The 22,700-nt window shown below is 44.6% G+C and carries 16 protein-coding genes; 4 read left to right on the top strand and 12 right to left on the bottom strand.

Annotated features, from left to right (window positions below):
* The first annotated feature begins 253 nt into the window (after positions 1 to 253).
* From AC5ZC7_RS02345 to AC5ZC7_RS02335, 3 genes are all read left to right on the top strand, one after another.
* Positions 254 to 3,829: a SusC/RagA family TonB-linked outer membrane protein gene (locus AC5ZC7_RS02345; protein WP_496159769.1), complete on the top strand. Its 3,576-nt coding sequence runs from the start codon at positions 254 to 256 to the stop codon at positions 3,827 to 3,829.
* A 37-nt stretch (positions 3,830 to 3,866) separates the two neighbouring features.
* Entirely contained in the window at positions 3,867 to 5,579 is a 1,713-nt protein-coding gene (locus tag AC5ZC7_RS02340; RefSeq protein WP_496159770.1) for a SusD/RagB family nutrient-binding outer membrane lipoprotein, read from the top strand.
* 77 nt (positions 5,580 to 5,656) lie between these two features.
* Positions 5,657 to 6,973, top strand: a complete 1,317-nt coding sequence (locus AC5ZC7_RS02335; protein ID WP_496159771.1) for a monooxygenase — start codon at positions 5,657 to 5,659, stop codon at positions 6,971 to 6,973.
* Here the strand turns inward: AC5ZC7_RS02335 and AC5ZC7_RS02330 are convergent.
* The 11 genes from AC5ZC7_RS02330 to AC5ZC7_RS02280 all read right to left on the bottom strand — a co-directional run bounded on the left by AC5ZC7_RS02330 (position 6,970) and on the right by AC5ZC7_RS02280 (position 20,612).
* Complete coding sequence (locus tag AC5ZC7_RS02330; RefSeq protein WP_496159772.1) at positions 6,970 to 7,527, bottom strand: thioredoxin domain-containing protein; 558 nt, start codon at positions 7,525 to 7,527, stop codon at positions 6,970 to 6,972. The genes AC5ZC7_RS02335 and AC5ZC7_RS02330 overlap by 4 nt on opposite strands.
* A gap of 72 nt (positions 7,528 to 7,599) precedes the next feature.
* Positions 7,600 to 8,883 carry an HAD-IB family phosphatase gene (locus AC5ZC7_RS02325; RefSeq protein ID WP_496159773.1) on the bottom strand — a complete coding sequence of 428 codons (1,284 nt, stop codon included), beginning with the start codon at positions 8,881 to 8,883 and terminating at the stop codon, positions 7,600 to 7,602.
* Between the two features lie 417 nt (positions 8,884 to 9,300).
* Positions 9,301 to 11,109 (bottom strand): ATP-binding cassette domain-containing protein, encoded by a 1,809-nt coding sequence (locus AC5ZC7_RS02320; protein WP_496159774.1) that lies wholly within the window; start codon positions 11,107 to 11,109, stop codon positions 9,301 to 9,303.
* An 83-nt stretch (positions 11,110 to 11,192) separates the two neighbouring features.
* Entirely contained in the window at positions 11,193 to 11,609 is a 417-nt protein-coding gene (locus tag AC5ZC7_RS02315; protein WP_496159775.1) for a c-type cytochrome, read from the bottom strand.
* A 5-nt stretch (positions 11,610 to 11,614) separates the two neighbouring features.
* A complete protein-coding gene (locus AC5ZC7_RS02310; protein WP_496159776.1) occupies positions 11,615 to 12,886 on the bottom strand; it encodes a PQQ-dependent sugar dehydrogenase in 1,272 nt (423 codons plus the stop codon).
* 145 nt (positions 12,887 to 13,031) lie between these two features.
* A complete protein-coding gene (locus AC5ZC7_RS02305) occupies positions 13,032 to 16,130 on the bottom strand; it encodes a lantibiotic dehydratase (protein WP_511911350.1) in 3,099 nt (1,032 codons plus the stop codon).
* A 110-nt stretch (positions 16,131 to 16,240) separates the two neighbouring features.
* Positions 16,241 to 16,615: a response regulator gene (locus AC5ZC7_RS02300; protein ID WP_496159778.1), complete on the bottom strand. Its 375-nt coding sequence runs from the start codon at positions 16,613 to 16,615 to the stop codon at positions 16,241 to 16,243.
* Positions 16,616 to 16,660: 45 nt separating this feature from the next.
* Complete coding sequence (locus tag AC5ZC7_RS02295; RefSeq protein WP_511911349.1) at positions 16,661 to 16,849, bottom strand: hypothetical protein; 189 nt, start codon at positions 16,847 to 16,849, stop codon at positions 16,661 to 16,663.
* A 10-nt stretch (positions 16,850 to 16,859) separates the two neighbouring features.
* Positions 16,860 to 17,738 (bottom strand): LytR/AlgR family response regulator transcription factor, encoded by an 879-nt coding sequence (locus AC5ZC7_RS02290; protein ID WP_511911348.1) that lies wholly within the window; start codon positions 17,736 to 17,738, stop codon positions 16,860 to 16,862.
* 5 nt (positions 17,739 to 17,743) lie between these two features.
* Positions 17,744 to 18,907, bottom strand: a complete 1,164-nt coding sequence (locus tag AC5ZC7_RS02285; RefSeq protein WP_496159780.1) for a histidine kinase — start codon at positions 18,905 to 18,907, stop codon at positions 17,744 to 17,746.
* A gap of 967 nt (positions 18,908 to 19,874) precedes the next feature.
* Entirely contained in the window at positions 19,875 to 20,612 is a 738-nt protein-coding gene (locus tag AC5ZC7_RS02280; RefSeq protein WP_496159781.1) for a UCP032817 domain-containing protein, read from the bottom strand.
* A 103-nt stretch (positions 20,613 to 20,715) separates the two neighbouring features.
* On the opposite strand from AC5ZC7_RS02280, the gene AC5ZC7_RS02275 reads away from it, so the two are divergent.
* Positions 20,716 to 21,612: a hypothetical protein gene (locus AC5ZC7_RS02275; protein ID WP_496159782.1), complete on the top strand. Its 897-nt coding sequence runs from the start codon at positions 20,716 to 20,718 to the stop codon at positions 21,610 to 21,612.
* Here the strand turns inward: AC5ZC7_RS02275 and AC5ZC7_RS02270 are convergent.
* On the bottom strand, positions 21,609 to 22,532 hold the full coding sequence (locus AC5ZC7_RS02270) for a DUF1266 domain-containing protein (RefSeq protein ID WP_496159783.1): 924 nt from the start codon (positions 22,530 to 22,532) through the stop codon (positions 21,609 to 21,611). The genes AC5ZC7_RS02275 and AC5ZC7_RS02270 overlap by 4 nt on opposite strands.
* Between the last annotated feature and the right edge of the window lie 168 nt (positions 22,533 to 22,700).

Genomic DNA, 22,700 nt, shown 5'->3' with positions numbered 1-22,700 from the left:
CCGGAGGGTCAACGATATGTACAACCAAAAGCTATTATTCATCCTTAAAAACATGTGCCGAATAAACAGTATCCAACAGTAACTTTTGCCGAATAAAAAAACCGGCGATGTTAGCGCATCTCCGGTTGTACAGGCAATTAAATATCGTCGCGAAACACATATTTCCTTACCTAAAATCAAATGTATGATTTTTACCGCTTGGTGCCAAAACAAGTGCGGCACCGCATTTTTACACTCTAAAACATGGATGGTTGTGAAATTGTCTGTAATACTTTTGCTGGTAGGCGCCATGCACGTGAGTGCAACCGCCTTTTCCCAAAAGGTTACTTTAACCGGTCAACGCCTCTCCCTGCAACAAGCCTTTAAAAAAATTGAACAGCAAACGGGCTACCTTTTCCTGTACAAAAAAAATGTCATTGCAGCCGGCAACCCGGTTAATGTCAACATGAAAGACGCATCGCTCAACGATGCGCTGACAACCCTGTTCCGGGACCAGCCGCTGGACTATGTTGTTATGGAAAAAAACATCCTGGTAAAATTGAAAACACCGGAAAGGTCTAACTTATTGGCGGTAGTGGATACTACTACCAAGTCTGTTTTTGGTAGTGTAAAAGACGCCAAGGGCCGCCCTATTCCCGGTGTGACGATCCGCGTAAAAGGTAAAAACACCGGCGCCATCTCAAGCCCGGAAGGTAATTTTACTATAAATAACGTAGCAGATGACGCCGTATTAATGTTTCGTGCATTGGGTTTTACCCCTTCGGAAACATCTACCAGGGGAAAAAATAGCCTGAATATAGTATTACAGGAAGATGAAGCCAAACTGGGTGAAGTAGTCATCACCGGTTTTGGAGAAGAACGTAAAAAACGCTCCCTGGGTTATGCTGTTACAGAAGTCAAAGGAGAAGATATCACCCGCGCCAACACCGTAAACCCAATAGCTGCTTTACAAGGCCTGGTACCAGGCTTACAGGTAACGCCGGGTAATGGCGGCCCTCAGGCTACTACCCGTTTCCTGATCAGGGGAAGTGCCTCCCTCGATCCCTTCAGAAATACGCCCCTCATCGTAGTAGACGGTATTGTATTGGACGACCAGGTAGTATTACCCAACAAAGGTGGAGAACAAGACTTTGGTAATATCCTGAAAAACCTTAACCCGGATGATATTGCGTCCCTTTCTGTACTGAAAGGAGGTGCGGTAACCGCGCTATATGGTAACCGTGCCGCTAATGGTGTAATCCTGATTACTACTAAAAAAGGATATTCTAAAAAAGGTCTCGGTGTATCGCTTAGCCATACCGAATCATACGAGAAACCTTATGCTACTATTGCTTATCAAAACCGTTTCGGATCAGGTACCAGCACAGAAGACTTTGTTAAAGGCAGTGATGGCATCAACGAAATAAATCCCAATACTTATGGCTACGGATTTGGCCCTGAAATGAACGGAGATATCGTACGCGATATCAACGGCAGGCTGATCAAAAACTCTCCGCAAAAGGTAGTAGACCTTTACCGTACCGGTAAATTTATTAATACCAACCTGGCGGTAGAAGGCGGTAATGAAGTTACTACCTTCCGCTTCTCCTATTCTAACAACAGCAGCGCCGGTACCACGCCAAGAAACGATTTCAAGCGCAACAGCTTTAACATGCGCGCTACGCATCGCTTATCCAAAAACGTAATGCTGGACGGTACGGTAGCCTATGTACGCAGCAATGCCTACAATCCAAATTACTCCGGCGGTGATAATAACATGATCTATAACCTGTCATTTGGTTTGCCAAGAAACTATGATGCAGCTTATTGGAGAACACATTACATCGACTCTGTAAAAGGTGGTATCAACCAGGACGATCCTACCGGTAACTCCAGCATCTGGTTCACGCTTAACAAAGATAACCAGCGCCAGATTGAAGATAACTTCCGTGGAAACCTGATCTCAAAAGTCACACTTACACCATGGTTAACTTTTGAAGGCAGCTCCAGCATAAATCTGTATGCTACTTCTTTAGAGAAAACAAAATTAGGACGCGATCCTGGCTTTACTGGTGGGGATGGCAGCTATTATAGCTCTTTAAAAAGAATACTGCAAACCCGCTTGAAAGGTAACTTTAACATCAATAAGCAAATCAATGCTTTTGATTTATTCCTGCAGGTAGGTGCGGAACTGAATAATTCAGAAACTAAAGGCAACATTGGCTATACCAGGAAAGGATTAAAAATCCCCGGCGTATATCGCTTAACGAATTCAGTAGATATTCCCTACGCAGAAGAATTATCGCCCAGCAAATACAGGACGGTATCAGGCTTTTTCCAGGGCAGCATTGGCTGGAAAGACATGCTGACACTGAACGTATATGGACGTAACGACTGGAACTCTACGCTTTTATATCCTGATGGACATGGAGATTATTCCTATTTCTATCCCGGAGCCGACCTGGCGTGGATATTTACAGAAACCTTTAAACTACCTTCTTATGTCACCTATGGTAAATTAAGGGCTTCTTATATTCTTGCAGGTAATGGTACCGCCGTTTATAAAACCAATATTGGTGCATTTCAAGCCGCATCAGATTACATCAATTCCACAGGAGGAAGTATACAGCGATACAATTTTGCATCCAGTACACTCGGTAACCTGAACCTGGTACCAGAAAAAAGTACCAAAATTGAATTCGGTACAGAGCTGAAATTTTTCAGTAACCGACTCGGTGCTGACCTGACTTATTACAAGCAGAATACCCGGAAACAAATTATTGAAATGGCCGCTCCTATGGAATCAGGTATAGAGAGAGCCCTGATCAACAGTGGAAACGTACAGAATTCCGGTATCGAACTGTCATTGTATGGCTCCCCGGTAAAAAATAAAAATTTCTCCTGGGATGTCTATTTCAACTATACCCGTAATCGTGGTAAAATCATAGACCTCGCTCCAGGCGTTACCAAAGTTAGTCTCGAAGGGGACGACGGTATTCGCACTGTAGCTGTGGTAGGAGGAGAATATGGCACCATGGTAGCAGCCTATGGCTATGCACGTTACCAGGCAAAAGATGCGAACGGCAAACCTGTTGCCAGCGCACTGAATGGTAAACCTGTGCTGCAGGCCAATGGCGTGTTCCTTCGTCAAACCAACGACCCTAACGCGGTTGATAAAGAAGCGGTGATCGGACCCACCGCCCCGAAATTCATGGGAAGCCTGAGAAACACTTTCAACTATAAAGCATTCTCCCTTTCCTTTTTGCTGGATGCCAAGTTTGGCGGTTATGTATACTCCAACAGTTACAACTACGGTTCCCAACTGGGGATGATGCAAAACACCCTGCCAGGCCGTACCAAAGACCTTGGTGGAATTGAATTCAAAGACGCTGCAGGCGTTACACGCACAGATGGCATCATCCCGGATGGTGTTTTTGCAGATGGTACCGTAAGATTAGGTATTGATGGTCAGAACCACAACGTAGGTGGTATGACTTACCAGGAAGCTTACGAAAAAGGTATTGTTCGCCCTGTACGCGCGTATGCTTACTACTATAATGCATTCAGTTGGTTTGCAGGTATCCGCGAAAGATCTGCCCACGAATCTTCCTGGGTAAGCTTACGTGATGCTTCTTTGAGCTATGACCTGCCGGCACGCTTTGCTTCCAAAATTAAATTCAATGGCCTGAGAGTAACAGTTGGTGGCAGAAACCTGATGTACCTGTACAACAGCCTCCCTGACAACCTGAATCCGGAAGATTATATCTCCAGTGGTTCCGGTGCAGCTTTCCTCGGTGGTGGTACACCGTTTTCACGTTCCATGTACTTTACTGTTAATGCCAGTTTCTAACCAAACGGCCATTTGAAGTTGATCAAAATTATTAAGTATGAAAATGAAAAAATACTTTTATCTCACCCGGCCTTATGCCATTGTTACATTGGCGCTGGGTATGCTTACCCTCTCCTGTAGCAGAGAAAAACTCGCAGAATTTAATACCGATCCGGATCTCATATTAAGTATAACGCCTAAACCGCTCATCACTGCCGCAATTGTTAAAATGCACGATAACAGCTTCGAAGCATTTTACGATAACACCCGCGCCATTTCTAACTGGACACAACAATTTGTGCGCAAAAATGGTAATGGCGTCAACTTCGCCAGCCAGGCCAATAGTACCAATGGCCGTTATTCCACCTTCTATGTTGGTGTTGGTCCGCTGCTGGTACAAGCCCAGGATCAGATAGACCTGATGGCCGCCGGCGAAAAAGAAAAGTACGCTTATATCCGCTCCATCGCCGGTATTCTGAAAGTGTATTATGCATGGTATGTGTCTGATCCCAATGGCAGCCTTGCTTATGTAGATGCTTTATCCGCCCGCAAAGGAGGTACTGTAACACCCGCCTATCAATCACAACAGGAATTATATAACATCTTTGATAAAGAATTAAAAGATGCAGTTGCTGTATTGAAGTCCACCCCTACTGCCATCCAGGAGTTAATGGGCGCCAACGATCTCTATTTCAACGGAGACCAGGCTTCCATCCAAAAATGGATCAAGGTAGGTAATACGCTGCGCTTAAAAATCGCCATGCGCCTCACCAAACGTGATCCGGAAAAAGTAAAGGCAATCGCTGCAGAAGTGCTGGCCGATAATGGGGGGGTGATCAACGCACTGGAAGAAGAATGGACATTTACCGGCGGATCCGGTTTCACTGCTGGCGGTAACTGGAACCCATATCCGGACAATGGTTTCTCCGGCGAAAAAAATGTGATCGACTACTTATGGAATACCCTGGATCCAAGACTACGCCTGTTTTTCCGCAAAAACAGCTGGACCAAAGCAAACTTTGATGCCGCTAAACTACAAGGAAAAATAGATGCTGCTGCTGTATGGAATCCACGCCAATACTACGGCCAATACGCCAGCCCCGATGCCAACAAAGACGACGACAAAAAACGCTTCTTTGCCAGCATCGTCATCAAAGACGGCACCAAAGATGTTACACTTGATACGATTTCTCCTATCCAGCAAAAGCTGTTTCAGTCGGAATACTCCAGTGGTACCGGGCTCACCACTTTTTACCTGATTTCCTATGCCGATGTATGCTTTATGCGCGCTGAATTAGCAGCCAGAGGCATCACCACCGAATCAGCTGAAACCTGGTATTACAAAGGAATAGAGGCATCTATCAAATCATACGACCGCATTGCCTCCGTTGCAAAAATAGACGACTATGCTGCGGTACTCTCTACCGAAATAGACACCTACAAACAACAGCCTAACATCGTTTTCAATCCGGCCAAAGCACTGGAACAAATTACGATACAACAGTACCTTAACTACTTCAAATTACCGAATGAAGCGTGGGCACTGATTAAAAGAACCGATATGCCTAATACCACTACCAGCCTCGCACTGGAAGCACTCAAAGGCGACGGACAACCACTCACCATGCCTCGTAGATACGTGATCAACTACCCACTAAGTGGTGATCTCAACTACGCTAACCGGACAAAAGCGATCGATGACATGCGCAAAGATCCTGACTTCGGTGTGCCTACCGATATCTTCGGCAGAATCTGGTGGGATAAAAAATAGTCACTGATACCCATTGTATACAGCAGGTTTGAGCAGATATTTTTTATCCCGCTCAAACCTGCTTCTTTAACAACCGTATGAAAAAAACAACGTTTGCCTTAGGATTCCTCCTGCTCTTCGCTTTCACCAGCTTCGCACAGCAGGTAACCTTCTACACCGATATCGCTCCTATCATCCATCGCAATTGTACCCCCTGCCACCGTCCCGGCGAATCAGGCCCCTTCCCACTCATTACCTATGATGATGTAGCCCGCCGCGCCAACTTCATCAAAAAGGTCACCGAAAGCCGGTATATGCCACCCTGGAAACCTGATGTGCACTATACTTCCTTTGCTAATGAAAGACGACTCAGTGAATCAGAAATCCAACTCATTGCTACCTGGGTAAATGATAAAGCGCCCAAAGGCAAGCCCACCGCAATAAATAATATCCCTCCCTTTACCACCGGTACCCAATACCATCGCCAGCCCGACCTCGTGCTGAAAATGTCCAAACCCTTCCTCGTCAAAGGTGATAACCTGGAACGATTTGTAGTATTCCGTATCCCCTTCGAACTGGCCGACTCTATGAATGTGGAAGCCATTGAATTTATCTCCGGAAATAAAAAATTAGTACACCACGCTAACTATGCTATCTGTACAGCCCCTCCCGGCATGGATTTGAACGCCGGCGATGACTTTATCAACGTAACAGAAGACGACCGCCGCAAAAGTGAACAATATCGCCCCCTGCAACAAAATATGATTTACTACGGTGGCTGGATTCCTGGTGCTTCTTATGAGTCCTACCCTAAAGACATGGGCTGGGTAATGCCCCGTAAAGGCGCCATCCTGCTCACCATGCACTATGCCCCGCAAGGCAAAGCAGCAGAAGATATCAGCGGACTCAATATCTTCTTTACCAAAACACCCGTCAAACGTAAAATAAACCTGATCAGCATTGGCTCCGGTGGCATAGGCGAAAAAGATATTGATCCCTATTTTTATATTCAACCCAACCGGGTGAAAACATTCACGGTGAAAGTAACCACACCGGCTATGGATCAGTCATTGCTATACGTGTGGCCACATATGCACCTGCTGGGAAAAAAATTCACGGCCTATGCCGTTACACCACAAGGCGATACCATTCGGTTAGTAAACATTGCTGACTGGGATTTTAAGTGGCAGGAACTCTATCGTTTTAAACAACTGGTAAAAATACCGCGGGGCTCTGTACTCACGGTGGAAGGCACCTACGACAATACCGCCGAAAATCCTAATAATCCGTTTAATCCACCGCAAACCATTTATTCAAGCGGAGACATGAAAAGTACAGATGAAATGCTCACCCTCGTAATGCTTACCCTGCCTTACGAACCAGGCGATGAAACATTACCACTGGAGCTACCTTAAAAATCATTCATTAAACATCCTACCGGCGGTGTATGGGACAATACTACCGGCTGCTGTTGCAAACTCTGTTTGATCGCAGCCTCCAGGTAATGTTCCGTAGCTGCTGGTCTTTTTTTACCGAGATTTACTGCCCAGTTATCAATGGCGCCCCGGTAAAGCGCGGTACCCGCCTCATTCAACAGCAATACTTCCGGCGTAACCGTCGCCTCCAGGTAAATACTTAGGGCTTTGTCACGGTCGGGATGAATAGCAAACGGAATAACATAATGCTTTCTGAAATACCGGATATCTTTACGTGAATATGCTTTGCCCGGTACAATTCCCACAAACCTCACCTGCCCTGTATACTGCTCACTCAATTGCTTCAGCACCACACTATAGTTTTTACACAACGGGCATTCCGGCGATAAAAAAACAAACACGGTAAAACGACCCGTTACTTCTCTTTTCAAGGCAGGCATTTTTGCAAGGAGCGTTGGCCGCTCATAGGTTTGCCCCAGGGCAGATAAACATCCGCCGGCACAGAGTAACCATAAACAAAGCCTTATTAACATGATATACCGGTTTAAAAAAGAGCTGCCTCAAAAATGAAACAGCTCTTTCTCTTTATAACTTATCAAATATACTCAATATAACACCCGGAAACTGATGGTATCCTGAATTTGTTTGAGGTCTTGCCATACTTTTTTATCATACTCCGCACTGATGTCGGTAATCACATAACCAATGCGCTCATTGGTCATCAGGAACTGCGATACTATATTTGTTCCGTGATCCGCCAGTACCTGGTTTACTTTTGCCATCATACCCGATACATTGCGGTGAATATGCACAAAACGATGGCCGTTCTTTACTTTAGGCAATTGAATATTCGGGAAATTACTGCTCTTAAATGCATCGCCGGCATTGATGAAATTAGCGATACTTTTTGCTACAGATTCCGGTTTCTTCATGTTGTCGAAAATAACAATCCCCATATCTGTACAGGTATCCTGCGAAATATATTTCCTGCTGTTACCCAGGTAGCCGATTACCTTCAAACGGGTAGCCTTAACCAGTTTTTCCGGAGCAATCGATTCTTTATGACCCAGCAAAATTATACCAGCTTCCTTCAGTTGCTTATCTTCCAGTTTGTCCGTTTGTTTCACGGTAAACCCTTCTTTTTTCAGGTACTTCACGGCAGCATCCGGCACTTCTCCTACTACCCAGCATTGAATACGATTTTTAGGATAAGAGATAGCAGCAGGCAGATTGTTCAGGTACAGGAACTCATCCAGGCTGGGCGTAATATGATCTGCTTTTTCCGTAACAGATTTACGTTCTATATTTTCCGTGAATGCATAAAACTTCTTGATCATACCGGATTCTTTCAGCTGAAAATCCGAGTAGCCGTCACCGATACCATGTATTTCTCCGGGCAACTGCAATTCCTTCAGCAGCTTCACTTTTCCACCCTCATTCGACAATGGGTTATTTTCATCATACCCCACTATTTTCCCATCTTCATTAAACACAAACGTGTTGGCGTAAATGTTTTCTTTTTTGATATGGAACGGCAGCACCACTGGCGTAATGAACTCTTTAAAACCACCGGATACAATCAACACCTCATCCGCATGATGTTTGAAAAAATGCTTATTTCTCGAAAAAGAAGTAGATACCAGCTTTTTTAAATGCTTTACCAGCTCTTTCAGATGGTCTTTATTGGCTTCCAGTAACTGTACCCTGGCTGCCAGGCTTTCCCGGAAAGACAATTTCCCTTCCATGGCCAGGTTGGTCAGGTCCTCTATTTTTTTATAGATCTGTTCCCGCTCCGGATGCTCCTGCAGTGAAATACGCGCCAGTTCATCCAGTGCTTCTACTTGGGTAAAGGTGCTGTCGAAATCAATAATATAATATTTTTTACTCACGGATCTGTTTTTAAATAGCCTGCTGTTGCACTTATCAGCGCACAAAATTATAAGTTTAAATAAACTTTAAAAGACAATCTTTCTTTTCCGGCTATAGGAGGTCTTGAAAATATTATTATAGGGAGATAATAACCTGGTGGGAAATACCTGTCGCTACAGCAGGCGCACGGCGGCATCCATCTCACAAAATACTTTGACAATAAAAAATATTATATTATTTTTTACGCAAATATGTATAAATGGAGCGCCATCAAACGCAATGCCCTAACTGTGGAAGTGCTGAATTTATTGCTCCCGTCATCAACAATGAAATGGCCTTTTTACTCGGGGATAATAATCCCGCTTGCCATGGCACGCAACTGCAAAAACGTATTATCAATATCCGGAAAAGACTAAATAATCAACAGTACGACCTATTTACAGCGCCTCTTCCCAGGCATCGTCCTCTTCTTCGGGCGCCTCTTCTATTTTAGTGATTTCAACAGGTCTTCTTTCCCCAATCTGTTGCCGCCACATGGCATAGTACAACCCTTTATGGGCTACCAATTCATCATGGGTACCGGTTTCCGCAATTTTACCTTTCTCCAGCACAATGATCCGGTCTGCATGCATAATAGTCGATAAGCGGTGCGCAATTAATACCGTGATCTGCTCCCGTCGCGCCGAAATACTTCTTACGGTATCTGTAATCGCTTCTTCTGTAATAGAATCCAGCGCGGACGTAGCTTCATCAAAAATCAGTAAGCGGGGCCGGCGTATCAACGCCCGCGCAATGGAAATACGTTGTTTTTCCCCACCAGATAATTTCACGCCCCCTTCTCCCAGTTTTGTATAAATGCCTTTCCCCGATCTGGCCAACAACGCTGTACAGGAAGCCTTTTCCAGCGCTTCCAATATTTCGGCATCGGTGGCATCCGACTTTACAAATAAAAGATTGTCTTTGATTGTACCGGCAAACAGTTGTGTATCCTGGGTAACAAAACCAATTTGCCGCCGCAACGCATTGAACCGGATATCCGCCGTAGGCACATCATTGTAATATATTTCGCCCGATACCGGTTTATATAACCCTACCAACAACTTCACCAGGGTAGACTTACCAGAACCGGACGGCCCCACAAACGCAATGGTATCACCGGTTTCCACGGCAAAAGAAATACCGTCCAAGGCATTGGAGTTGGCAGTTTTATGTTTAAAAACAACATCTTCAAATCGCAACTGCTGCAGTTCCCCTATCTCTATCGGTTCCAGCGGACGCTCCTCCACCGGGCGTTGCATCAGGTGATGAAACAAATTCAACGAGGCTTCTGCCTCACGGTATTGGATGATGATATTCCCCAAATCCTGCAACGGTACAAAGATGGCAGTGGTGATAAACTGCATGGTGATCAACTCACCGGTAGTTAAAATATTGCGGAAAATAAGCCAGAGCAAAATAAACAGGATCGATTGTTTCAGCACATTCAGTGTAGTGCCCTGCAAAAAAGATAAGGTTCTTACCTGCCTGGTCTTCTCCATTTCCAGGTCGTATATTTTCTGCGTAAACGTTTTTAAACGCCTGATTTCAGGGAAGGTCAGCCCCAGGCTTTTCACCAGTTCTATATTGCGTAAAGACTCCGTGATGGCGCCAGACAATTGCAGGGTTTCCCGGTTAATAGCCCGTTGTACCGTTTTCATTTTCTTGCTGAGCAAGCCGGTAAGCCCTCCTAAAAAAACAATGCCCACCACAAACACAGGTATCAATGCCCAATGTTTGGTAATGGCATACCAGATTAAAAATCCCATGCCTACAATAGAAGTAAACAGGATGTTGATAAATGCAGTGATGAAACGTTCCGTATCAGTTCTTACCTTCTGCAGTACTGCCAGGGTTTCTCCGCTCCGCTGTTCTTCATATTCTTCAAACGACAGGCGGAGCGTTTGTTTCAGGCCGTCGTTGAATACCTGCATGCCAAATTTCTGCACCACCAGCCGCAACACATAATCCTGGAAAGATTTCGCCAGCCGCGCCAGCAAAGCAATAGCGATGGCAATACCTAACCAGAATAATACACCTCGTACCAGCTCCGGTTGAGATTTTGTCGCCGTTTTACTCGCATAGTCATCGATGATTTTTCCGAATATCAACGGATCCGTCATGATTAAAATCTGGCTGGCCCCTGCCAGTAATAACGACAATACCACCAACCACCGGTGAGGCTTCAGGTAGTTCCAGAGAATTTTCATATCTGAAATATACGACAACGCCTGTTGCCGTCCACTTTATTGCTGTTAACAGCAACAACGCTGATTATGTTCTGCCGGATCTGCTACTTCGCATTTCTCACTTTCTGTACTTCCGCCACGGTTACCGCACTGGCCTTATTGCCAAAGTTATTACGTACATACGTCAGCACATCCGCTATTTCCTGGTCTTTCAGAAAATTATGCGGCGGCATATTATTGGAATAATATTCGTCATCGATCGGTTCGGATGACTGCATACCTTTCAATACAATTTGTACCAGTTTATTTTTGCTCCCCAACACAAAGGAAGTTTTTATCAGTGGCGGGTTTAAGTGTGGTACACCACTTCCGTCTACCTGGTGGCAGGTTAAGCAGTATTGTTCATACACTTTTTTGCCCCTGCTAACTGACTGGTTGCTACCAGGCTTTTTCGGCGTTTGGGCGGATAAAAAAGAAAGTGTTGCACAAAGTGCAACACCTATGGAGATCAATTTTTTCATATCGATTATTTACCGCTATAGCTGATTTTATAAACTGTTCCTTTTACATCATCTGTTACATACAGTGAGCCATCGGGGCCTTGCGCCAGTCCACAAGGACGGTGCTTCGCCTGTCCGGGCGATTGTATATTGGCAACGCCGGCGAAGTCGTCTGCAAATATTTCCCATGCACCGGAAGGTTTGCCATCTTTAAACGGCACAAATGCTACCAGGTAGCCTTTTTGTCCATTCTGACGATTCCAGGAGCCATGCAACGCTACGAAAGCGCCATTCTTATATTTTTCAGGAAACTGGTGGCCGGTATAAAACAACAAGCCATTAGGCGCCATGTGTGCCGGGAATGTTACCACCGGGTCAATTGCGCTCTCCCCACCAGTTTTAACGCCATCGCCACCATATTCCGGTGCCAACATTTTCTGATGTTTGAAGCCATCATAGTAAATGTACGGCCATCCCGCATCATCGCCTTTTTTCAAGGCATACATACATTCCGCCGGTAATTCATTGCCCTGCTCCAGGTTGTAATACTCAGGGAACATATCATACAAACCATCGCGACCATGCTGCATCACAAACAATTGATTCAGGGAAGTGTTCCAATCCAGTCCTACTACATTACGCAACCCGGTAGCATACCGTACCCCATCGCCATAAGTCTGGTTTAACTTATCCGCCTTAAACTGCCAGATACCGGCAGCAGAGTCCCTTATCGGGCATCCGGGAATACCTTTGGAACCTTTAGCCCTGTCCTGCACCTGGCAAGAGTTAGAGTAGGCACCTATGTTTACGTAGATGTTACCAGCATTGTCCAATGCCAACGACTTGGATTCATGCTGATGACGATTAATTAAACCCGTCACTATTTTTTCCGGATGTTCCGGGTTAATGATTTCGTATTGGTTGTTCAGCTTATAACGGTATATTTCTTCATCAGAAGAGGCATACAGGTAATTGTCCTTGATAACCATACCGGTGCCCCGGTAGGTACCAAAAGTTTTGGCAACGCCATTGTGTATCACCGCAATAGATTTACCAGGTTTGGACGACTGGATTTTTACATAAATATCGCCTGCTGGTGTTACGGCAATGTGACGGGCTGCACCCAGGTTTTCCGCCACTACCTGGGCTTTAAACCCTGCCGGCAGCTTCAACCCGGCATTGCCCGGCTCTACGGCGGTACGACGGTGCAGCGCGCTGCTATCGCCGGTATGTGCAAAACTCTGTACAGATAAGGTCATCACAGACAAGCATCCCAGCAAAACTATTTTTGTTTTCATGCTATTATGTTTTCAATGAAATAAGCGGGTTTTCTACTCTTATGTTGTAAAAATAACAAGGTTTTTATTTAATCCGTAAATATTGGATAAATGGCAGCGGGCCGGCGGGCTACCTATGGCTGCTGGCCGCTGACTGCAGCCGGTATCAGCCCCTGGCTATTTTGGACGCATAATACTTCATGCCGTAATGATACAATACCAGCTCCTGTAACCGGGCATTGGCGCTAAACATACGGTTGAGAAACATATGCAGGTAATGCGGCATCAACCTCGTTCCGGCCAATGGGTCAATAGCCGTAATTTGTGCTGCCAGTGCCTTCAGCGCTACCCGCCTGGTATGCAGAATTTCTGCAGCTCCTTCCGGCAACGTGTAATCATGGCCGTTATCATTCAATGTATTGGCTATCAGCCGTGCGTGTGCGCGGTATTTACTATTCAACTGAAATTGCAGCCGGTCATCACCATGATGCTCTGCAAAAAACTGTCCCTGTAATTCCCGGAATAGCTGCCACTTCATAGGTGGAGTATATCCAAATGCTGTTAACAGATCATCCGCCCCTTTCAGCGCCAGCATCCAGCGTTCATTGGTTTCAGCGGCACCAATCAACAGTAACAGCTGGCTCACTGCCATGCTATCGTGGAAAAAAAATTGCTCACTCAGTAATATCGTGTCTGTTCCATACCGCTCCAGCTCACGGGTATAGGTATCATACTGGATCTTTTGCACAATATCATTGTCCAGGTAGGGCAATAACGCATCCTGCAATTGCTGAATAATAACAGGGCTGCTTTTTTGATAATCAGGCAAATGAAAACGGATACGGAGGTGATGTTCCGGGTCCTGGTAACGGATAAAGAACCAATGGTCTGTTAACTGCAATGCCTGTAGCTGGTTCACCAGCGGCAGCAACGCTTTTAGTAGTAGTTTGTCTGTCCACCTGGTGCCACAATAAATTTTCGCATACAGCCATTCGCTCCCCGGTGCAAAATGCCGCCTGATAGCCGGCATAGCGTCAACAGCAGTGGGATACAATGGTTGCTGCCAGGCCTTATTAGCAAATGGTATAATGACTTCATTACAAAAAAAGCCGCTTTCATTAGCGAGTAGGCGGGTATCTTCATTAAACAGCTGCTCATGTAATAACACATCTCCTTTCTTCAATTTATCCGTCAGCAACATCACCGCAAATGCATCCTCCAGGTTAATTAACAGTTCATTATCCCCTTCAGACAACATCACCAGGTCCGGTATATGAAACTGTTTTTTTAACTGCTGTATGGCTGTTGCAGGCGTATATCCGGTCAATAATAATCCCCGGAAGGCCTGCTGTGTAATATACCACCTCGCTCTTTCCAATACGATCTGTTTGTATACTACCCTGGGCAAAAATGCCTGCGTAGACAGGTGGCCCCAGTTCCAGCCGATAGACAGCGATTCCTGTTGTTGCAGATCGCACAAAAATTTATAGGCTGCCAGTCCCCGGTTGAAATTATGTGCGCTGGTAAGTCTTGGCAATACTTCTTTGTTCAGCCGGGCAGAACGCAGTATCACCCTGTTATGACGTACTGATAGGTATAAGTCGCTCACGGGTAGCTGAAAGTCTTCGGCTACACCCGACTTTCCTAAAAAAGGTATTTCATAATCGTATAGGCGGGGTCGTAACAGAACGTTACCAGTACGGCCTTCCGGCAGGTGCACTACCTCGGCCAGGATACGATCTTTTTCCAATGCCTGTTCCCTGTTGGCGAATGCTTTCAGGTGGGCCTCCAGCGTTTCACTACCCGCCGCAAACCGTCCCATCAGGGCCAGGGCGTTGGGCCCGTGGCACGACCGGAGCTGTAGCTGAAAATCACCACGGTCGAGTGCGGCGGCATCCCTGGCAATCAGGGCGCCCAGCAAGGTCATAAAAGGAGGCAACACCACTGCAGGACTGTTAGCGGATAATGTATCCAGGTCTTTGTCAGTAAGGTGGATCACGGTACGTTGTTGTTGCTGCGCCAGCAGGAATTGCTCCAGTACAAATTTCAACGTTGCATTCCAGGGAAGCTGTTCCTGCTTGCTGCCAGCCGGCATTACCAGGTCGTCGATCAACGGCGTATAGCTGGACTTATCTCCTGAAATAATGCCATAGCCAATGCCGGATTCACTGTCTAATGCCTGCATTAATGGGATTTCCCGCTGATCGTACTGCTGGATAAATTGCTGTTTAAATGTTTCCAGGTCGGTGGGGGGACGCTGTGTGCCCAACACAGCCAGTCGTTCCAGCTGTTGTAGCAGTGTAGTGGTTACTTTTTCAGAAAGATCAGCCGTGGCGGGTTCAAAGAAAAGGTCTACCTGTACGGGGTCTTTCACGGAAATGTCCGGAAAATTGGCTGTTAACAGTGTTTTTATTTCCTGGTAATGTGATACACCGGTTGTTTGCAAACACAGCAGCTCACTAATGCGTTCCAAAGCGGGCAAACAGGCCAGTGCAGGAACTGCGGCAGACAGTTCCCGGATCAATTCCTGCAAACGATCCGGCCGGGTGATAGCAGGTGTTAAGCCGGTTACCAGGATCTGGTTGGCGATAAGTGATTCAATAAATGGCCGGGCTGTTGCTGTGGGAATATCCAGTTGTTCCAGTGTGGCCACCAGTTCGGAGATATTGGCGCCATGCTTCGCCGCGTTAAGTATAGCAGTAATATAATCATTCTGCGTAAAGGCGCTGAGAAAGTAGTGGCGTCTTTTATCGCGTAGCTGGTATTCAAAATAGCGGGCGGACTGCCCATGTGGATACAGGCTGTTATTCGGATAAAAGGGTAATTGTTCGCGGAGCTCCGGCCATTGTACCAGTGCGTTCACCAGGTCAGATAAATACTCCATATCCAGGCGGGTAACCTTATACCGGTTGGCAGCGGCCGGCGAAAAGCGGGAGGCTTCCGGTACGATGCGGCCGGTAACACAACCGGCAAATAATCCATAAGGCGTACAGCGGGCACTCATCCTGAGCAGGTAACGGTATAACGTCAACGGCATTTTGAGCGTCTGATCGGGCTGTTCCAGCCATTTCATCATCTCTGTGTGTAAGGCAGGACTAGCCAGGAACACGGCCTCCCGGAGCAGTGGACGGGAATACATTTCCCTGATGGCGGCAATAAAAGATGTTTCTTCGTTCTGACTCCTGCGATGCAGGTGAATCGCATCTTCACATGACAATAGCGGCATCCTAAGCAGGTAGAAGCCGCAGGTAGTTAGCACGGACATATCCTTTAAACATACTTCATTTTAGCGGGGAATAATTAGTTCCCGATCAGTATGCTTAAATAAAGATAAAAAAGGTTTTAATGATGTCAGGCGATCAATACAATTTCCTGTCAGGTGACGCCTATTTTTACACCGGGAATCATGCGTTCCATTTCTTCTACAAATTTCTTGTAGCTGGCGGGTTTACCCAGGTACCCCTGCTTTTCTTTCCAGCAAAGGGACTTTATTTCGTGGCTGGAATAAGCGGTCACAAGAATAAAAACGCAGTCCTTTTTAAGGAACTGCGCTATAATATCTCGTGTATTACCTCTTAGGTTAACATCCAGGAAAACAACGTCCACTTTTCTTTCGGCGATCAGGTGATCAATGGTAGATAACTCTGATGCCTTCTTTACGAGTTTCAGATAGGAAGTTCGTTGGATATAGCTTTCCAGTATGTCCAATGCCAGCGGTTCGTCATCTACTATGGCACATCTGTATTGCATTTTTACTAAGGGGTTAAACAATTAGGAATAGTAAACATCCATCACTTAAGGTCTTGTTGTTGTTGTTGTAAAAACGGTCGACCCAATTGTTGGTGGAATAGTGGGCAAACTAGTGTCCTGACTGGCCGACATATTATGGGCACTCATATTTTCAATAGAAGCAATGTCGGCTTTTGATATAATTTCCTTTTCTAATGTTAACATAGGGTGGCTGATCTTAATTATTCTTTGCATAAAATTCCGTTTAAGAAAAACTGACAATTGATTTCAGTCGTCTAAGCTCGCCCTTCAATATTAAATCGCATATTTTATTAGACGTAAATGCATTTATTTTCGACCAACGGCCCTTGTTACCCGGCAGGGGTTGCGACTCGTCATCATCGTTATAGTTAGCAATGCCAAGTAATCTTTTCAGGTCCTGCCGCGATGATTTTGAGATAATGACCGTTTGCCCGTTGACCACTTCTACGGTATTGCCCATAATGGATTTAATGGCCTGCAGGCGTATAATATACGATTTATGAATACGCATAAACTGGTCTGCCGGCAGCAGGTCTTCCATTACTTTCATGCGCATGTAAGTGATGATATTCTTATCTCTACAAACAATTTTAATATAATCTTTCATCCCTTCTACATAGTAAATATCGTCGAAAAGGATTTTAGTTAACTTATTATTATCCTTTACAAAAAGGTGATTAGTTGGGGTAGCTTTAGGCTTTACCGGCTCTGGAACAGCTATGGGTTGCTGCTGCCGTTGTCCCATATGATTGCGGGCTTTATTAACCGCCTTCAGGAATCTTTCAAAGGAAATGGGCTTTACCAAATAATCCACTGCATCCAGCTCAAAACCCGCGATGGCATGGTCTCTTGACGCTGTAGTAAAAATAACGAATGGCGGATTACTCAATGAACGGATCATTTCTATACCGTTGATATTAGGCATCTGTATATCGGAAAACAACAGGTCAACGGACTGCCGCTGTAGTTCGTTGATGGCATCAAAAGCATTCTCACAGAAGGCTACAGGTTGCAGATAAGGCACCCGTCCAATGTAATTCTCCATCAGGTCTCTCGCAAATGGCTCATCATCCACTACAAGGCAGGTAATTACTTGATCCATATTTTTTAGTTCAGCGTTAGTGTCAAGACAACTTTGTAATATTCGGGATTATTTTCTATAAATAAAGTATGCTCGTCCGGATACAGTAAAATAAGTCGTTTACGGGTATTGCTCAAACCAATTCCTCCCTGCCCTTTTCTGGCAGCTGGTTGTTCTCCCTTGCTATTGGAAATTTCAAATCTCAGTTGCCTTCCTGCTACTTCCAGTGATGAATGAATCCAGCATTTATCGGAATTAGTACTATGTGAATATTTAAAGGCATTTTCTACAAAAGGAAACATTAGCAATGGCGCTATCAGGAGATCACCCATCTGATTTGTATTACAATCGAAACGGATGCTGGCATTTTTGCCATAACGCACACTTTCCAGTTCCACGTAGTTTTTCAGGAATTCAGCTTCCATACCCAGCGGTACCTTGTCTGCATTGGAATCATACAGCGTGTAACGCATCATTTCCGACAGGTGCATGATCAGGTCAGAAGCCAGGGCATCATTCCTGATCGACAACGAATAAATATTATTTAATGTATTGAATAAAAAATGCGGATTTAACTGTGAACGGAGAAAATTTACTTCCAGGTTCAGGTTATCTCTTTCCAGTCGCAATGTACGGGTAGAAGCCCGGATCACATCCAATACCAGCTTCAGCGACAACACCGGACCTACCGTCATTAATACTGGCAGAAACATTTTCGCCATGTGGCTGAATGAAAACGTACCAGGCCACCCTCCGGCCACTATCCGTTTCAGGAACTCCCAGAGAGAGGTGTCTGCAACTGACATGTATTTCACCACATACACAGAACACAGATAATTAACCACCGACCAGAATACGAAAGGCACATAAAAACATAACAGTGCCATAAAAAAATATCCCTTCAACAATACCTTTGGTACGATAAAGTAAAAGGTGAAATAAAAGAAGAACATCGCGCCCAGCACATTCCGGATCATAAAAACGATACTCACACTAAATGATACCGTGAAACTGGAACTCAACATAAAGCCATACATCAAAGCCAGGCAAGCCCACATAATCACATGCGCCCATACCCGGATATTAGTGGCATAGTATCTATCAGACAAAAAGAATGAAAGCCACTCCATTAATTTCCTGCTGACGTCAGGTGGTTTTACGCCGGTTTTACTTCTGAAAAAAGCTAGCATTTGATCCCTTATATATAAATTTTACACTAATCAGCAGGCAAGTAATATAAAAATACATTATCAATTTGAATTTTCCCATTCATATAAAATATTTCAATTATACAAATATCACTTTTAGTCTATAACTTACACATTAACAGCTTATTCGAATAGCCCCTCCTGTTTACAATGTTGGATACAACTGTACTTTCATCGCGTTTATGAGTCACTTCATCTAATAAGTTTAAAAGGATCCTATATAATGCTGACTTTTGACCTGTTGCCAGATGTAACAGTGACGAGAAGATCTTTATTTGGAAAATCATAAAAAAACAAGGATGAAGTTGCGCAACAACTTGCGGTCATTATACTTTCATCCATTGTTGTTACCATTGTCACTTTATATAAAAAAATTTAATAATATTACACCAATCTGGTCAGAAAACCTAGCATATTTCATCCGCCGTTCACTCCAAAAAAGACTGATATTCAGAGCGAGGATACAACATATCTACCTGCTCATGTTATTCTATTCTATGTAAACACTATGAGAACCCCTGCAGCTCCTAAACTCCTGAAGAGATAGACACCCGTCTATCTCTTTCTATTATATCCCCTCTCCATCAACCGCCAAAGTAATACCTCCGCAATCAGCATGCCCACCAGGTAACCCACCGGCTTATGATGATATATACCCTGACAAAGCCTCATAAGTCCTATTCCCAGCATAAAAATAAGTAACCCTTTGAATGGAACATAGCTAACAGCGGGAGAATGGCACAAACGTGACACCAGCAACGTCAATACACTGCTCCCCACACAGCACGCATAAAAAGCTACAAACAAGGGCCCCCGTATCACAAATGGATACCATTGGCCAGTAACACTATACAAATACAAAAAAGGTAAAAAAGCGGCAATAATGGCGTAAATATAAACCCTAACGGGGGTTATGATGATCTTTTTCATATGATCTTACTTTTAAATTTCAGGAACCACATCCTCCGCAACCACCACCGCAGCCACTGCCGCAACTGCTTCCACAACTACTGCCACAGCTACTTCCGCCGCTGCTACAATTATTACCACTATCGGAACCCGTTTTATTGGTAGGCTTATCACTATTGACCATCCTGGCAATCACGATTCCTCCAAAAAAAATCATGAAGAGCACAGTGGCGGGCATACTGTCGTTACTACATCCGGGAAATAAGAAGAAAGAAAAGAGGAAGAAGAGGGAGATTAACCAAAACTTACGAAACAGCGAACCTTGCTTTACAGGAGGTGGCGCATTACAAGGCCAATAGGCAGCCGGTGGATCTTCTCCGAAATATTGCCGGTACTGTTGCCGGGTGTTTTCCTCCCAGGCCAGGTATTTTTGTTTTTCAGTGGACCCACCGGCAGAAGGATAATGGTGGATTTTTCGCCGGAGTGTTTTCTCACAAAATTCCTCCCAGTAATTTTGCGTATACAACAGGTGCTGATGCCATACCTTATCTACAATTGGCGAAGGAGAAGCACCGGTAGGAGAAATACAACAGAGGTAGATAAATCGCTTGTACTCCTGGATAGCCCTCTGGGTAAACCCTTTATCCCATTGATTTTCCCGGGCCAGTTTTTTGGAAAATGGAATCGCTGCATCAGGGTCATCCATCCGGAAATTTTCAATTTGCTGCCATAACAGCGCGCCCGGCGATAAGGCTACAAATTCATTGTTTTTAATCATATACGTTTGTTTTTTTGTTGATTTAAATGTCTGAAAAAACAACAAGACTGAAGTATTCTGCCTATCTTACAGCAACCTATTTCCGTATTATAATCGTATTATCATGAGTAAGGAAGAATTGCTTAACCTGGAGCGCCTGATGAACTACATGGCGTATCAATACCTTAAAAAAATAAGCTGGGAAGACGTTTCGAAAACAGAATGGAGCTTTATTGTCACAGAATTTAATACCGTTATTGAAAAGCAACAACGCCAAAAGAAAATCAGTAGCCCGCCATCATTATTTGGGGATAACTATTTTTATGAACACCTCATTATCCGGAAATTAAAAGCAGCCAAAAACAATACTGCACTGGCATCCATCAGCAGCCCCAATTTCTCCAAACTCAATATTATCGCGGTAGTGCTGGGCTTCAACAGCTATATCGACTTTATCAACAACGCCACCGAAGTATTCCCTTTTCATGAATTGAAAATCAATATTCCCCTGGGCGCTACCAACGAAGCATTACTCGACCACCTGGTAGGATACTGGTATTGCTATAACCGCAACCTGCCTATGAAGGCGGGAAAAAAAGAAACAGAAAGGATCTGGCGCTCATCACTGGAAATTTATAAATCTGGAGATGAATACCTCGTGGAGCGCACCGGCAGAGACAATCATATGTACTATGGCAAAATAACTTCTTATGCCAACTACATTTTTATTATTATGAACAGTACTACGTTTATCCGTCAACGTCATTTCATCGGACGAATAAAAGATGTGGAAGATAAATTGAAGAAAAACGGACCTGCTATTAATGAACTGAACTTTGTGAGTACCTGTGTGAGTTTTAATGAAGAACCGATTGCACTCTATGAAATATTTCACCGGGTAACAACAATAAAAGACTTCCAGAAAGCTTCCGTAGACCTGGCCTTCGACAGTCCTTTACTGCCTAAACATATCCTGCCACACCTGAAAGATATTGAGCTGAACAGGATCACCGTACACTAAAATAATTGTTCGGTATTGCTGAATGATAACACTTTCCAGGGACTATCCGGCGTGCCCAGCAAGTATTCCATGTTATTATACAAGGTTTCAAAACTGGCCATTTCGATGCCATTCCACACACAACGGGCAAACTGGTATGACAAAGAAAGATGCCTCCAGGAGCTATAGGTGCGTTTAATCAACGGAATGCCCCACATAATATACTCCAGGGCCTGTTCGTAACTGATATACCCCGCATCATAGCCGGCACGACTCAAATTAATGATACGGCCAAAATCCCATATCAACATATCCGGTTGTAAGTCCTTGTCGATTAATTTCCGTTCGCGGAATAATTCCAATGCATCGCGCGTATTCCGCAAACGCTCCATTACTACCGCTTCTTCCAGCTCACTAGTGGCAATATAGTCTCTTAAAAACGCCTTACTCTCTTTCATCGATACGGTATTAATGGCCTGCCATATAATATCATATTCAATCCGGTGTCCGCTCTCCTGTAGCCACACAATCATATCCTGTAACTCCTCGGTACTGTCTATATCCCACCACTCAGATAGTTGCTCCCGGCAACTATGCTTATCAAGTCCCGTAGTCACGTCATTCAGGTACTGCCGGTTTACAAAAGCAATATCCGCCCCACAGGCAATGGCCCATTGTTGCGCCATATCCAGGCGCGTAGCAGGATTCAGCATCACCTGCAATGGCTCTTCCTCCCCATCGCTCACATCCGCATCGTCACCGGAAAACATCTGGTTAAACTGCTTTATATTTTCAGCGAACATATTCATTTGCTCACTCCAGTCTTTATTATGGTTGATGGCCTGCTCCATCTGTTGCATGTACAACGCAATAGCTTCTTCCGTAAATCCTATATCACGCAGGTGCTGCCAGTACTGGTTCATAGAATGCTGTTGGTCCATAAGGATCGGTTTAGGGTAATGGCTAAATTGATTGGTCCTCCGTTATTTACGGATAAAATTACGGAAAAGTTTTTTCACAGTCTTTTACATATCAAATATAGATAATATATCGCAGTTTTCATCATATTATTAGTACCCCATCTGCCCCAATAAAAACAAAAAGGGCAG

The sequence above is a fragment of the Chitinophaga sp. 9-1-y genome (genome assembly GCF_059511905.2).
Note: the sequence above shows the minus strand (reverse complement) of the source record. Positions and strands in the feature narration are given on the sequence as shown.